Origin of the sequence: Nocardioides speluncae (genome assembly GCF_003121585.1) — a bacterium.
GTDB classification, from domain to species: Bacteria; Actinomycetota; Actinomycetes; order Propionibacteriales; family Nocardioidaceae; genus Nocardioides; species Nocardioides speluncae.
The window spans coordinates 1-13,646 of the sequence record NZ_QEOO01000031.1; the positions used below are offsets into that span (position 1 = coordinate 1).

Annotated in this window: 16 protein-coding genes; 4 read left to right on the forward strand and 12 right to left on the reverse strand. The window is 69.9% G+C overall.

Going from position 1 to position 13,646, the window contains the following annotated elements; translation table 11 throughout:
• Positions 1-260: 260 nt before the first annotated feature.
• The 6 genes from DDV73_RS16535 to DDV73_RS16560 form a co-directional block, all read right to left on the reverse strand.
• Positions 261-839 carry a TIGR03086 family metal-binding protein gene (locus DDV73_RS16535; RefSeq protein WP_109508372.1) on the reverse strand — a complete coding sequence of 193 codons (579 nt, stop codon included), beginning with the start codon at positions 837-839 and terminating at the stop codon, positions 261-263.
• Positions 840-911: 72 nt separating this feature from the next.
• Entirely contained in the window at positions 912-1,931 is a 1,020-nt protein-coding gene (locus DDV73_RS16540; protein WP_109508373.1) for a glycerophosphodiester phosphodiesterase family protein, read from the reverse strand.
• Positions 1,932-1,995: 64 nt separating this feature from the next.
• Positions 1,996-2,439 carry a hypothetical protein gene (locus DDV73_RS16545; protein WP_154402785.1) on the reverse strand — a complete coding sequence of 148 codons (444 nt, stop codon included), beginning with the start codon at positions 2,437-2,439 and terminating at the stop codon, positions 1,996-1,998.
• Positions 2,440-2,460: 21 nt separating this feature from the next.
• The gene (locus tag DDV73_RS16550; RefSeq protein ID WP_109508375.1) at positions 2,461-2,835 is read right to left on the reverse strand and encodes a PIN domain-containing protein; all 375 of its coding nucleotides are present in this window, start codon (positions 2,833-2,835) and stop codon (positions 2,461-2,463) included.
• Positions 2,832-3,080 carry a toxin-antitoxin system antitoxin subunit gene (locus tag DDV73_RS16555; protein ID WP_109508376.1) on the reverse strand — a complete coding sequence of 83 codons (249 nt, stop codon included), beginning with the start codon at positions 3,078-3,080 and terminating at the stop codon, positions 2,832-2,834. The genes DDV73_RS16550 and DDV73_RS16555 overlap by 4 nt, the downstream gene beginning before the upstream one ends.
• A gap of 53 nt (positions 3,081-3,133) precedes the next feature.
• Positions 3,134-4,318 (reverse strand): RtcB family protein, encoded by a 1,185-nt coding sequence (locus DDV73_RS16560; RefSeq protein WP_240617327.1) that lies wholly within the window; start codon positions 4,316-4,318, stop codon positions 3,134-3,136.
• 169 nt (positions 4,319-4,487) lie between these two features.
• On the opposite strand from DDV73_RS16560, the gene DDV73_RS16565 reads away from it, so the two are divergent.
• Positions 4,488-5,645, forward strand: a complete 1,158-nt coding sequence (locus DDV73_RS16565) for an MFS transporter (RefSeq protein WP_161962429.1) — start codon at positions 4,488-4,490, stop codon at positions 5,643-5,645.
• On the opposite strand, the gene DDV73_RS16570 is transcribed toward DDV73_RS16565, so the two are convergent.
• The gene (locus DDV73_RS16570; protein ID WP_109508379.1) at positions 5,635-6,204 is read right to left on the reverse strand and encodes a TetR/AcrR family transcriptional regulator; all 570 of its coding nucleotides are present in this window, start codon (positions 6,202-6,204) and stop codon (positions 5,635-5,637) included. The two genes, DDV73_RS16565 and DDV73_RS16570, sit on opposite strands and share 11 nt — an antisense overlap.
• 68 nt (positions 6,205-6,272) lie before the next feature.
• On the opposite strand from DDV73_RS16570, the gene DDV73_RS16575 reads away from it, so the two are divergent.
• Both DDV73_RS16575 and DDV73_RS16580 read left to right on the forward strand, forming a co-directional pair.
• Entirely contained in the window at positions 6,273-6,707 is a 435-nt protein-coding gene (locus DDV73_RS16575) for a DUF3995 domain-containing protein (protein WP_161962430.1), read from the forward strand.
• Entirely contained in the window at positions 6,704-7,129 is a 426-nt protein-coding gene (locus DDV73_RS16580) for a DUF6463 family protein (RefSeq protein ID WP_276310123.1), read from the forward strand. The genes DDV73_RS16575 and DDV73_RS16580 overlap by 4 nt, the downstream gene beginning before the upstream one ends.
• Here the strand turns inward: DDV73_RS16580 and DDV73_RS16585 are convergent.
• Positions 7,119-8,189, reverse strand: coding sequence for a PQQ-dependent sugar dehydrogenase (locus DDV73_RS16585; RefSeq protein ID WP_161962431.1), 1,071 nt, complete (start codon positions 8,187-8,189; stop codon positions 7,119-7,121). The two genes, DDV73_RS16580 and DDV73_RS16585, sit on opposite strands and share 11 nt — an antisense overlap.
• Positions 8,190-8,377: 188 nt before the next feature.
• Here DDV73_RS16585 and DDV73_RS28005 point away from each other — a divergent pair, with 188 nt between their 5' ends.
• On the forward strand, positions 8,378-9,010 hold the full coding sequence (locus tag DDV73_RS28005; protein WP_154402787.1) for a hypothetical protein: 633 nt from the start codon (positions 8,378-8,380) through the stop codon (positions 9,008-9,010).
• On the opposite strand, the gene DDV73_RS16595 is transcribed toward DDV73_RS28005, so the two are convergent.
• The 4 genes from DDV73_RS16595 to DDV73_RS16610 form a co-directional block, all read right to left on the reverse strand.
• A complete protein-coding gene (locus DDV73_RS16595; protein ID WP_109508384.1) occupies positions 8,998-9,543 on the reverse strand; it encodes a Uma2 family endonuclease in 546 nt (181 codons plus the stop codon). The two genes, DDV73_RS28005 and DDV73_RS16595, sit on opposite strands and share 13 nt — an antisense overlap.
• 62 nt (positions 9,544-9,605) lie before the next feature.
• On the reverse strand, positions 9,606-11,261 hold the full coding sequence (locus DDV73_RS16600) for a DNA repair helicase XPB (RefSeq protein WP_109508385.1): 1,656 nt from the start codon (positions 11,259-11,261) through the stop codon (positions 9,606-9,608).
• A 79-nt stretch (positions 11,262-11,340) separates the two neighbouring features.
• Positions 11,341-12,738 carry an LVIVD repeat-containing protein gene (locus DDV73_RS16605; RefSeq protein WP_109508386.1) on the reverse strand — a complete coding sequence of 466 codons (1,398 nt, stop codon included), beginning with the start codon at positions 12,736-12,738 and terminating at the stop codon, positions 11,341-11,343.
• Positions 12,739-13,100: 362 nt separating this feature from the next.
• The gene (locus DDV73_RS16610; RefSeq protein ID WP_109508387.1) at positions 13,101-13,625 is read right to left on the reverse strand and encodes a CGNR zinc finger domain-containing protein; all 525 of its coding nucleotides are present in this window, start codon (positions 13,623-13,625) and stop codon (positions 13,101-13,103) included.
• Positions 13,626-13,646: the final 21 nt, after the last annotated feature.

Here is a 13,646-nt window from a genome sequence, read left to right on the forward strand (position 1 = left end):
TGCGGAGTCAGGGTCAACTCGGCCTTCGGACGTCCTGATCGTGGCATGTCCACATCCTACGACTTATCTAGCGAACTTCACGTGCGCCTCACTAGCTGGCTAGTGGGTATCTCCGGAAGTTCGTCGGGGTCTGAGCGGCCAGGGCACGCACATCGCTGCGTTGTCGTCGGTCGACGGGCCACCGGCCCGCCTCCCTCCGACGCCTTGCGCTGCACGCACCCTGACCACTCAGACCCACGAAGAACTTCCGGAGATGCCCACTAGCTGGCCGCCCACCGCGGGTCACGGCCGTTCATCGCGATGAGCCGCTCCAGCGGAGTCGCGTCGGCGGGTGGCTCGACCTCCGGGCCGAACGCGCCGTCGCCGCGCATCTCCTCGGTGCCGGGCCCGCTGAACAGCGCGACGAAGGCGGTCGCCGCCGCGACCGACTCCTCGTCCATCGCGTACTCCTGGCCGGTCGCCCGGGCCAGGTCCCAGCCGTGTACGACGACCTCGTTGGTCGCCACCTGGCCCGCGGTGTTGCCGTCGAGGTCGACGCCGCCGGCCGCGGTGTCACCCGTCCATGCCGCCGGGTCCCGCCAGCTCTCCGCCAGCTCGTTGAGCCGCTGCGGGATGCTCTCGCGCCAGTCGGCCGGCAGCCGCGACCCGTCGCCGTTGCCCGAGCCGTCGACGGGGTCCTTCTGGGCCGCCCTGGCGAAGGCGTACGACAGCCCGTTGACGTGATCGAGCAGGTCGCCGACGGTGTAGCTGTCGCACGGCGTTCGGTCGTTCAGCTGGTCGTCGCGCACGTTGGCGACGACATCGGCGACGGTGCGGGTGGCAGGTCCGAGATCGAGCATGCGGGTCCTCCTGGGTTCGTGGGTCTTCGTCGGTGCTGACCGGCGCCGACCCGCAAACTCATCGGCGCCCGCTCAGGCGCAGGGATCCACGCCCGGGCGGCCGGGACGCTCGATGTCGCGCTCGTCGAGGATCCGTTCCAGCAGTGCCGGCCGGGCCGGCATGATCCCGTCGACGCAGGCGTCGAGCATCTGGTTGTAGGTCGGCTCGTCGTCCGGCGCGGAGCCGCTGAACCACACGTGTACGGCGTACCCGTCGCCGTGGGCCCGCTCGACGAAGGGCCGGGTCACCACCGGGATGCCGCTGAACCTGGCCGGCACCTGCAGCGCCACGGTGCCCTCGGGCAGCGGCGTACCGGTCAGGAAGTAGGCGATCATCGCGTTGCGGGCCGCCGATAGCGGGACCTTCGGGGCCAGGCCGTGGAAGTAGCCGAGCGCCTCGTCGTTGAACGAGCCGACGATGATGTCCTGGCGAGGGTGCCGCTCGAGCAACTTCGCGAGCAGCCGCGCAGTGCGCTTGTACGACTCGGTGTCGGCGTCGGCAGTGCCCTTGATCTCGATGTTGATCGGCGTCCGCCGGAACTTGTGGAACACCTCATGCAGGGTCGGGATCGCGAAGTCGCTGGGTCGGTAGCCGCGCACCTTCGGCCGGCCGTAGCGGGCGCCGCGCAGCGTGTACGCCGACGCCGGCTGGTCATGGACGGTGCCGAGGTCCGGCACGAACCAGTGCGCCGCATCGAGGCGGCGCAGCTTGCGCAGCGTCAGGTCCTTGACGTAGCCGGTGCCGTTCGTGGTCTCGTCGACGGTCGCGTTGTGGATCACCACGAGCCGGTTGTCCTTGGTCGACTGGATGTCCAGCTCGATCATGTCGGCGCCGATCTTCACCGCCCGCTTGAACGCGTACATCGTGTTCGTGGGCGCCTCGTTCTCGCCGCCCGAGTGCGCCATGTTGAGCACCCGGTGCTCCAGCCAGTCGACCGGTTGGCTCGGCCGGTGGTGGTCGGGCTTGGCGGTGACCGGGCCGCTGGTCGTGGCAGTCAGCAGGGCGGTCGCGGTCGCGGCGACGGCGATGTTCAGCAGGAGGCGTGCGCGCATGCGGCCGAGGCTAGTGGCGACCGATGTCGAGTCGCCATCGATTGACCTGAACTCCAGGGGGCGGTCAGGAGGCGACGATCGCCAGCACGACGAAGAGCACGGCGATCGCCAGCACCCCCGCGAGGAGGGCAAGGCCGAGCAGACCGCCCTTCCGCCGCTGCTTCTGGTGGCCGATGCTGCCGCTGGTGAACTGGTGCCACGGCGCGGCGTAGAACACCGGCACCTGCTGCCCCCGGGGTACGTCGACCTGCAGCGTCGCCTCGCCGTACCGCCGCAGCCACTGCGCATGTACGTCGATCTGCAGCGGCCCCGGGTGGACCGGAATCGTCTGCGGCCCGTACCGGGCCGGCACCGGATAGCCGTTGAAGGTCACCGCCGGCGTGATCATGTTCGACGTCATCACGCTGCCCTGCAGGGTCAACAGGATCGAGCTCGGCGGCTGCTGCGGCTGCTGCGGCTGCGGAGGCTGGGGCTGCGGCGGAGGCCCGCCCGGCGGAGTCATGCTCACGCCAGGACCTTAGCTCCAGTCCTAGACCCGGACGAGGACCGCCGACGGGTCCAGGCGCGCCAGGTCGTCGGGATCGCTGGTGGCGATGGCGGTGCCCGCGCGGCGGGCACACACCACCACGTGAGCATCGGCGATGTCGGAGGTGCGGCTCGCAGCGAGCAGCCGTCCGACGCTGGTCGCGTCCGCGCGATCGAGGTGGACGATCTTGGTCTGCGGCTGACGAAGCAGCCCGGCAAGTCGTGCCTGCCGTGCCGGCTCCCGGACTGCTTGTGCCAGTGCGGTCGCCGGCACGATCACCGGGTCGTCCTTCGCGAGGGCAAGGAGAACGACCGCATGACGATCACCACGATCGAGCTGGATGAGCGGTCCGGCGTCGAGAGTCACTCCAGCGCTCATGCGGTGCCCGACCTGCCGAGCGCCTTGTCTGCCCAGGCTCGTTCCTCGGGCGTGATCGGGCCACCGGTCTCCTCCAGCGCCTGAGCCAGCATCTCGCCCCAGCCGGTCACATCATCGAGCGACACTTGCACGGCATGTTGGACAAAGCCGGACACGCTGTCCGCCGTGCCGTCGGCGACCAGTTCGCGGATCGCTTCGACGTGCGCCTCAGGCAGCGTGACCGTGACCTTTCGCATCTGCGCCATACCAACGACCATACCGTCGCCTCGGTCAACGTCGCCATGTTTCGGCCTCACAGTCAGTCGCCCTTGACGTTGACGATCTGGCGCAGCGTGTGCCGGATCTCGACCAGGTCCTTGGCGTCCTCCATGACCTGGTCGATGTCCTTGTACGCCGCCGGGATCTCGTCGATGAAGGCGTCGGTGTCGCGATACTCGATGCCGGCCATCGCCTCCCGCAGCTGCTCACGGGTGAAGGTCTGGCGCGCCTTGGTCCGCGAGTACTCACGCCCGGCGCCGTGGGGCGCCGAGTTCAGCGAGAGCGGGTTGCCGAGCCCGCTGACGACGTACGACGCGGTCCCCATCGACCCCGGGATCAGGCCCATCACACCCTTGGCGGCGTTGATCGCACCCTTCCGCGAGAGCCACACGTCCTTGCCGAAGTGGCGCTCCTTCTCGGTGTAGTTGTGGTGCGTGTTGATCTCGTCCTCGCGCACCACGTCGTCGGCCGAGGCGAGGCCGACCCACTCCGCGAAGCAGGCGACGACCCGGTCCATCATCTCCTCGCGGTTGAGCAGCGCGTACTCCTGCGCCCACCGCATCTCGCGGATGTAGGCCCAGAACTCGTCGGTGTCCTCGACCAGGTAGGCGAGGTCGCGGTCGGGCAGCGGGATCCACCACTTCTCGCACAGCTCGCGCGCCACCTTGACGTGCTTCTGCGCGATCCGGTTGCCGACGCCGCGGGAGCCGGAGTGCAGGAACAGCCACACCCGGTCGAGCTCGTCGACGGTGATCTCGATGAAGTGGTTGCCGGAGCCGAGCGTGCCGAGCTGGAGCTCCCACCGGCCGGCGTACGACGCGGGGTCGAAGCCGGCCTGCTCCGCCTCGACGGTCAGCCGGTTGAGGCGGTGCTTGGTGTGGTCTCGCGTGATCCGCTGGTTGGCGGCGCCCGCCGACAGCGGCACCGCGCGCTCGATCGCCTCCCGCACCGGTCGCCGGTCGGCCGGCAGCTCGTCCAGCGTGTACGGCGTCCGCACCGCGATCATCCCGCAGCCGATGTCCACGCCGACCGCGGCCGGCATGATCGCGCCGAGGGTCGGGATGACCGAACCGACGGTCGCACCCAGGCCCAGGTGGGCGTCCGGCATCAGCGCGAGGTGCGGGTGGATGAACGGCATCGTGGCCGTCTTCTCCGCCTGCTCGCGGGTGCCCTGCTCGAGGATCGAAGCCCAGTTCATGAGCTTCTTGGTGATCTGCTCCATCATCCTTTCCACATCGCTTTCGAGTCGGGTGGCACCCCCGTGGTGGCCACCCGACTCCTGCGAACCTACGCGGGCGCAATCCGGTTGCACACCCGGATTCCCGCGTGCTGTGGATAACTCGGCCTGTGGAGATTCACTACCTCGTGGCCTGTGTAGGCCATACCTTCGAGCCATGTCCGGCACCCGCGCTCCGCTGTTCACCCGGGCGTTCGTGCTGCTGGGGGTCGCCGACCTGGCCTACTTCACCTCGGTCGGCGTCGCGATCTACACCCTGCCGCTCTATACGACCGGCCCGGTCGGCTCGAGCGAGGCGGGCGCGGGACTGGCCTTCGGCGCGTTCGGGATCACCGCACTGGTGTGCCGCCCGTTCGCGGGTCGCGCCTCCGACACCCGTGGCCGGCTGCCGCTCATGATCTTTGGCGCGCTGCTCGCCGCGGCCGGGATGCTGCTGTTTCCGTACGTCGACTCGCTGGCCGCCGTGATCGCGATCCGGCTGGTGCAGGGCGTCGCGGAGGCGGCGTTCTTCGTGGCCGGGTTCGCCTTGCTGGCCGACCTGGCGCCGCCGGAGCGGATGGGGGAGGCCCTCAGCTACAACTCGCTCGGGCTCTACCTCGGCATCGCCTTCGGCCCGCCGCTCGGCGAGGTCCTGCTGGAGCAGTGGGGGTACGACGTCGCGTGGATCGGCGCCGCGGGGCTTGCCGCACTCGCCGCAGCCCTGACCTGCCTGATCCGCGAGCCCGCGCGGGCGGACGGCGGCGACGGGCACGGCCGGCTGATCCATCGCCCGGGGATCGCGCCGTCGCTGGGCTTCTTCGCCTCGCTCGCGGCGATCAGCGGGTTCCTGGCCTTCGCGTCGCTCTACTCCGAGGAGGTGGAGCTGAGCAACACCAGCCTCGCGCTCTTCCTGTACGGCGCTGTCGTGGTGTTCTGCCGGATCGCCTTTGCCCGCGTCCCCGACCGGCTGCCGTCCCTGCAGCTGGGCGCCGCGTCCCTGCTCGCGATCGCGGCCGGCCTTACCGTGATCGCCCTGTGGCAGACACCGGCTGGTCTGCTGTCGGGGGTCGTCGTACTCGCGGTCGGCGTGACCTTCTCGACCCCGGCCTTCTTCGCGGCGATCTTCGCCACCGCCACCCCAAGCGAACGGGGCGCCGCAGCCGGCACCGCGAGCGCCTTCATCGACCTCGGCCTCGGCTTCGGCCCGATCGCGCTCGGCCTGGTCGCCGACGCGCGGGGCATCCCATGGGCGTTCGGCGTCGGCGCAGGGATCGCCGTACTCGGCGCGATCTGGACGCTGCGGCTGGCCCGTGCGGAGTCGGTCGCTACGGCGTGAGCAGCCGCAGCAGATGGTCGAGGGCGGGCTCGACGAGGGGTCCGCTGCCCTTGGTCTCCGGGGCGATGTCAGGCGCGGCCCGGCGTAGCTCGATCCAGCCGAGGTAGGCGGCGTACGTCGCCACCGCCTGGCGCCGCGCCGCCGCCGGGTCCAGGCCGAGCTGGGCGAACAGGTCGGTGAGGTAGTCGAGCCGGCGGGTGGTCACCCGCTCGAGTACGACGCGGACCACGGGGTCGCTCGCATGGGCGACGATCGCAGGCTCCAGCCCGGCGATCAGGTCGCCGGTCAGCGCCTCGCGGAAGAGGGTCTGCAGTCGTGCGAGGGGTTCGGCGATCGGGGCCAGCTCCTCGATGAACCCGATCGTCTCCTCCGACTCCCACAGCTCCAGCGCCCCGACCAGCAGCGCTTCGCGGTCCTTGAAGTACCAGTAGAAGCTGCCGCGAGTGACACCGAGCTGCTTGGCGATCGGCTCGACGCTGACGCCGCTGACCCCGCTCTCGGCGAGCGCACGCTGGGCGCCGCGGAGCCAGTCGTCGCGGGTGACCTTCACGGTAGGCATTTCCGTACGGTACTGTATGGGCTATCCGTACAGACCTGTATGGAACTCGATCTCCAAGGAGGATCGCTGTGCAAACCGTTGGCATCGTCGCCGCACTCGCCCTTGTCGTAATCGCCGTCTTCCACGTCGTCTGGGTCGTCTCCCCCTGGCCGCTCGCCACCCGCGAGGAGCTGGCGCGCAACGTCGTCGGCCGGGCCGACGGCAGCCTTCCGCTCGGCTTCTTCGTGCCGGCGTCGATCGGGGTCGCGGCGGCGCTGGGCTTCGCGGCGTACCTGGTCAGCGTCCAGGCCGGCGCAGTCTCCAGCTCGCTGTCGGAGGACCTGGTCCGGCTGGGCACCTGGGGTTGCGCGGCAGTGCTGCTCGGCCGCGGCGGGTGGGGACTGCTCGAGTCCGGCCTCAAGCTGGGCAACGCGCCCGCGTCGTACCGCCGGCTCGACCTCATCTGCTACTCGCCGCTGTGCCTGGTCCTCGGCGGCCTGATCGCGCTGGTCGCGCTGCGATGAGCGCGCAAACAGTTGCGCCGTCGGAGGCAAAGCCGCTGGCCAGGTGGGTGCCGAGGGCGCTATGGGTGGTGACCGCGATCCACCTGCTGTTCGGCCTACTCGGCGATGCCGTGTGGCTCGAGATTCTGCGCGACGGGGTGGTCGGCACGGCGTGGGCCGACGATGACCTGCTGTCCGCCGAGCGCAGCTACACGCTGTACTTCACGGCCACTGGCATCCCACTGCTTGCCATGGCCCAACTGGCGCAAGACCGAGTCCGCACGACCGGCCGGCTGCCGCTCTATGTCGGCGTCAACCTGCTGGCCTTCGGCGTGCTCGTCTGCACCGTTCAGTTCCCGATCACCGGGGCCTGGATGATCCTCGCCATTGGCGTCTTCGCCGTCTGGACCTCGCTCCTGAGTCCGCCGCGGCTTAGGGAGTGACCCGGAGGATCTTGTCGTAGTCGGGGCCGGCGTGGTTGTTGGTCAGCACCCACAGCGAGCCGTCCGGGGCTTCGGTGACCAGGCGCAGCCGGCCGTAGTCGTTGGTCAGCAGCTGCTCGGCATCGGAGCCGTCGGTGTTGATCCGGTAGAGCCGCTCGCCGCGCAGGCAGGCGATCCAGATCTGGCCGTCGTGGTAGGTGATCCCGCTGGGTGAGGCGTCGGCGGGCTTCCAGGTCGCGACCGGGTCGGTGTAGTCGGGCTCGCCGCCCTGGCCCTCCACCTCCGGCCAGCCGTAGTTGGCGCCGGGCTCGATCCGGTTGAGCTCGTCGAGGTTGTTGTGGCCGAACTCGGAGGCGTACAGCTGACCGTCCTCGTCCCACGCCAGACCCTGCGGGTCGCGCAGGCCCCAGGCATAAACCGGCGAGTCCTCGAACGGGTTGCCGGGTGCCGGGTCGCCGTCTGGGGTGACCCGCAGGATCTTGCCGCCCAGGTCGTCGCGGTCCTGGGCCCGGGGCTTGTCTCCGGCCTCGCCAGTGGTCACGTAGAGCATGCCGTCCGGGCCGAACCTGATCCGCCCGCCGTTGTGGATGTCACCGCGCGGGATGCCGTCCAGGATCGTCTCGGGCGGTGCCGTGGAGTCCAGCTTCAGCCGGGCGACCCGGCTGCCCTCCTCGGCGGTGAAGTAGATGTAGATCCAGCCGTCCTGCTCGTACGTCGGCGAGACCGCGACGCCCTGCAGGCCCGCCTGGTCGGCACCCTCGCGGGCGACGTCCTCGATGGTGCGGACGTCGGTGAGCTCTCCGTCGGGCGAGACCATCCGCAGCTTGAAGCTCTCCCGCTCGGTGACCAGCGCCGACCCGTCCGGCAGGAACGCCAGGTCGAACGGGAGGTGCAGCCCGCTGACGTACTCCTCCACCTCCGCCGGCTCCGCCTCGGGAGCGTCATGGACGGTGGGGCGGGCCCACCAGCCGTACTCCGCGCCGTACCGGTAGACGCCGACGCCGGCCCCCACCAACAGCACGCCCACCAGGCCCAACACGATGATCCACCGCCGCCGCACGCGGCCACCGTAAAGGTGCGCGCTGGCCGGACGGCGACGCTGGCGGTGTCGTACACGTGAGCGGCGAGTGAACGGTGGATGGGCTGAGTACGGCCGGGTCGCGGCCTGAGTACCTGGGCTCGGGGCTGGGGCCAAGGGCCGCGTCAGAGTCGAAGACGTCCGTTTGTGCCCCTCACCAGGAGGTCCAGATGTCTCGCAAGCTGCTCGCCGCACTCGCTGCCACGACCGTCACCGTCCCGCTGCTGCTCGCCGGCCCATCCGCGCTCGCCGCGGCTCCCACTTCTCAGGCCGTCGACTCCAGGCCGTCGGTCCGCACCGTTTCCGACCCACGTGGGGACGTCTGGTTCGGGACCGAGAACGGCGACAAGCGCCGTGTCGCCCACCGGCGGATCGGTGACCTCACGTCCTTCCGGGTCGCGCACCAGCGCAACGGCGTACACCTGCGGCTCACGATGGCCCGGATGAAGAAGCCGGCGTTCCTGGCCAGCGGGACCGTGATGCTCAAGGGCCCGAACGGGAAGCGGTACGTCGCCGCCGCCTTCACCTCCGTCCTCAACGACACACCCCGCGGAGACCACGGCCTCTGGGGTCCGGGCGACCGGAAGGTGCGTTGTCCTGGGATGACCCACCGGCTCGACTACCGCAAGGGCGTCATCACGATGTTCGTCCCGCGCAGCTGTCTCGGTAGCCCGAGGTGGGTTCGCGCGCGGGCCGCGACGTACTGGTCCGGCGCCGAGAAGGCGTACATCGACATCGCGCCCGGCAGGTCGGCCAGCGAGAACGGTCCGTGGCTGCCGCGCGCCTGGCGTCAGGCCAGCTGACTTGGCGTCACCGTGACCGGGAACGGGTGCTGGGCGGTCCAGGACTCGTCACCGGTCACGGTGGCCACCTCGGCGTAGGTCCCGTCCTGGAGTTCCCAGGCGGTCAGCGTCAGGGAATCCGGGTCGACCGTCCAGTACGACGCGCACCCGGCCAGCTCGAACCGCGCCTTCTTGGTGTTGAGGTCGATCAGCCGGGTGCTCGGTGACAGGATCTCGATCGCGAGCAGCGGCGCGGCCGGGAGGTTCTTCTCGGTCAGGTCGACCTTGCGGGCGACCAGCAGGTCGGGCTGCAGGACGGTGTCGACCGCCAGCCGCACGTCGGTCGGCGCCGCCAGAACCTCCAGATCGGGCGGGCAGGCTGCGTAGAGCAGCACTGACAGTTCCATCGAGACCCGTTGGTGCTTGACGATTGGTGCGGGGCTCACGATGAGCGTCCCGTCGAGCAGCTCGTAGCGATGCCCGTCATCGGGCATCGTCTCCAGGTCCACCTCGGTCAGCGGCCGGCTGCGCGGAAGAATGGTCACAGCTCCCATGGTGCCTCATCTCGGCTAGTACTTCCCCCATGGCGGACTACCGTGCCACAGGGGGCCGACAGTCAGCCGACGTTATCCACAGGCCCCAGATCGTCGGCGTCGATGATCCGGTAGGCGTAGCCCTGCTCGGCGAGGAAGCGCTGCCGGTTCTGGGCGAAGTCGGCGTCGACGGTGTCCCGGGACACGACGGTGTAGAAGCGGGCGACCTTGCCGCCTTCGCCGGGTCGCAGCAGCCGGCCGAGCCGCTGCGCCTCCTCCTGGCGGGAGCCGAACGAGCCCGACACCTGGATCGCGACCTCGGCGGACGGCAGGTCGATCGAGAAGTTGGCGACCTTCGAGACGACCAGCAGACCGACCTCGCCGGAACGGAACGCCTCGAACAGCCGCTGCCGCTCCTTGACGGTCGTGTCGCCCTTGATCACCGGGGCGTCCAGGGCCGCGGCCACCTCGTCGAGCTGGTCGAGGTACTGCCCGATCACCAGCGTCGGCCGGCCGGCGTGCTGGGCCACCACCGACCGTACGACGTCGATCTTGTGGTGGGTGCAGGACGCGAGCCGGTAGCGCTCCTCGGGCTCGGCGGTCGCATAGGCCAGCCGCTCGGAGTTGGGCAGCGTCACCCGGACCTCGACGCAGTCGGCGGGCGCGATCCAGCCCTGCGCCTCGATGTCCTTCCACGGCGCGTCGTACCTCTTCGGCCCGATCAGCGAGAACACGTCGCCCTCGCGGCCGTCCTCGCGCACCAGGGTCGCGGTCAGCCCGATCCTTCGCCGCGCCTGGAGGTCGGCGGTCATCCGGAAGATCGGTGCGGGCAGCAGGTGCACCTCGTCGTACACAATCAGCCCCCAGTCGCGGGCGTCGAGCAGCTCGAGGTGCCGGTAGACGCCCTTGCGGCGGGTGGTCATGACTTGGTACGTCGCGATCGTGACCGGCCGGATCTCCTTCACCGAGCCCGAGTACTCGCCGATCTCGTCCTCGGTCAGCGACGTACGGCGGACCAGCTCGTCCTTCCACTGCCGGGCGCTGACGGTGTTGGTGACCAGGATCAGCGTGGTCGCCTGCGCGTGCGCCATCGCGGCCGCGCCGACCAGCGTCTTGCCGGCACCGCAGGGGAGTACGACGACTCCCGAGCCGCCGTGCCAGAACGACTCCGCCGCGTCGCGCTGGTAGTCGCGGAGCTTCCAGTTCGACTCGTCGAGGGCGATCGCGTGCGCCTCGCCGTCGACGTACCCGGCGAAGTCCTCGGCCGGCCAGCCCAGCTTGAGCAGCGCCTGCTTGAGGTTGCCGCGCTCGCTCGGGTGGACGGCGACGGTGTCGTCGTCGAGCCGCGCGCCGAGCATGCCCTGGACCTTCTTGGCGCGCAGCACTTCCTCCAGCACCGGGCGGTCGGTGGAGGAGAGGACCAGCCCGTGCGTCGGGTGCTTCTCGAGCTTGAGCCGCCCGTAGCGGGCCATGGTCTCGGCGATGTCGATCAGCAGCGCATGCGGAACGGCGTAGCGCGAGTAGCTGAGCAGCGTGTCGATCACCTGCTCGGCGTCGTGGCCGGCGGCGCGCGCGTTCCAGAGGCCGAGCGGGGTGAGCCGGTAGGTGTGGATGTGCTCCGGCGACCGCTCCAGCTCGGCGAACGGCGCGACCGCCTTGCGGCAGTCGGGCGCCTGCTCGTGGTCGATCTCCAGCAGCAGGGTCTTGTCGGACTGGACGATCAGCGGGCCGTCATTCACCGTGCGAGTCTACGGTGGCGCCCGGACGCCTCCGCGCAGACCGGCGGCGGGCCCGGCGGCCGGGCCCGCCGCGTGAGGGTCACTCGAGTGAGAACTCCTGGGTCTGCGGGTTGAGGTGGCGTAGCCGTAAAGCCCCACCGGTCTCATTCCCGCTGAGCCGGAAGACGTTCAGGCCCTCGGTGATGCTGGACTCGTAGATGTAGTTGTTGTACCAGTACGACGACCAGGCACCGCCCAGGTCAGGTGGCGAGATCACCGGCGGGTCCGACCAGCCCAGGGTCATGGGGTTCGCCGGGTCGGTGAACTCTGTCGCCCAGGTGCCGGCTTGGTAGTGGCCGCCGACCGCGACGTACCGGCCGTTGCGCAGCGGCACGATGTTGTAGTTGTGGATCGTGCAGTTCTCGCCGACCCCGTCCTGGCCGCGCGGGAGCACCCACTGGCCGAGCTTGGCCCCCGTGGATGCGTCGTAGAAGAAGAGGCTCTTATCGACATCGGGGTCGGTGGTCTGGCATTCGTCGGCCGCGCCGCCACCCGGCTCCCAGCCGAGCACCAGCACCTCGCCGTCCCAGGTGAAGGTGGCGGAGTGCCAGCGGCCGTTGGTGCCGGCCTGGCCGACGCCGGGCTCGACGACCGTGTAGAGGAACTCCGGATCGGCCAACGAGCCACCACCGGCACCCCCCACGCTCCAGACGTTGGTGGCGTCGGCAGCGGCGCAGGCGAGTAGGTTCACCTGGCCCAGGATCAGGCCGGCATCGTGGCAGCCGGTGCGCACGTCGGTGACCGGTCCTACGAGCGGCTCACGGCGCAGGAGGTTGGCGCCAGCCGGGTTGGCCAGGGGCACCTCGATGACGTCCATGAAGTCGCCGAGTGGGTCGTCGGCGGCCCGCGGGTTGCCGGGCAGGCCCGCGCACCCAGTGCTGCTGGAGTTGTTGCTGTAGACGATCAGCCGATCGCCGTCCTTGGCGCCGGTCAGCGTGTGGGAGCCGCACGGGAGAGAAACCGACGCGATCAGGTCGGGGTCGCTGAGGTTGCTGATGTCGAAGACATGGACCCCCTCCCACTCGGCCGGTACGACGTCGCCGTCGCAGGTCCGGGCCGAGGACTTCTTCGAGTTCCACGACCGGACGAGGATGTCGTTCCAGACGAAGATGTCGCCCTGGTCGCCGTTGCACCGCTGGTGTGCGATCTCGACCGGTGCCTCGGGATCGGACATGTCGACGACCCGGAACCCGTCGTAGTTCCCGTTGAACGCGGTCTGACCCCAGAACGCGATGTCCGAGTTGATGTGGCGGACCCCGTCGGGGTCGCCGAGGAAGGTCGCCGGATGCGGGCTGTGCCCGAGTGCGTGCATGTTCTGCGTGTGCGGATTGGTGGCGTGATCCGCCGTTGCCGTCGTCGCGAACCCGGTCGCGGTTGCGACCAGTAGCCCCGCGATGGTCCCTCTGAAGAGCAGGTGGTGCTTGCTGCGGCTAGTCATGGCACCTCCTATGTCGTTATGTCTGACATGCCGTTTAACCGACGCTCGTCCTGCTGGCTCGCGGCGTCAACAGCACGATGGGGTGGGTCCGTTCTGGGGTGCCCCAGTCGGGCGGAGGCGGCGCGCGCGGCCGGCAGGAGCTCAGCGCCCGATGGCGGTGTCCAGGTCGCTCCCCTGGGCCGAGTGGTCGGCCTACGGCCGGACGACGTTGCCCTCCGCATCCACCGGCGACGTCACCCGGTCGATGGGCACTGGCGACGTCAGCATCCTTTGTCGAGCGCGACCACTTTCTGGCGAAGACGGCGTAAACCAACCTCAGAGTGTGGACGCTCGATGCGAACCTCAGCGCTCACTCGTAGCGGTCAGGACGCGGCGGCCTTCTGGCGGGCGCGGTACGCCGCGACGTTGGCCCGCGAGGAGCAGCGGTCGGAGCAGTAGCGGCGGGACTTGTTGGGCGAGGTGTCGACGTACACGTTGGCGCAGGGCGTGGCCGCGCAGACGCCGAGCCGGTCGGCGCCGAGGTCGCACACCAGCGTGGCCAGGCCCATGAGCGACTCCGCGACCAGCAGCTCGGCGACGGTGGCGGCGCGGTCGGCGACGTGCAGGTGCAGGTTGGTGGGGTCGTGGTCGCTGATCATCGGCGTCACGGGGTGCCGGCCGAGCAGCTCGTTGATGCCGGTGACGACGGTCTTGGTGTCGCCGGTCCCGGACGCCTCGAAGACCGGTCGCAGGTCGCGCTGGAACCGGCGCAGCACCGTCACGTCGCGGTCGGTGCACTGGTGGTGCAGCCACTCGCGGTGGGCGAGGTGCGCGACCAGCGCGTCAACGTCGGTCAGCTCCGCGTTGAGCAGGCTGGCCGACGACTCGGCATAACGGAGGAAGTCCATGTTGTCCCCAGTCTAAGGGCG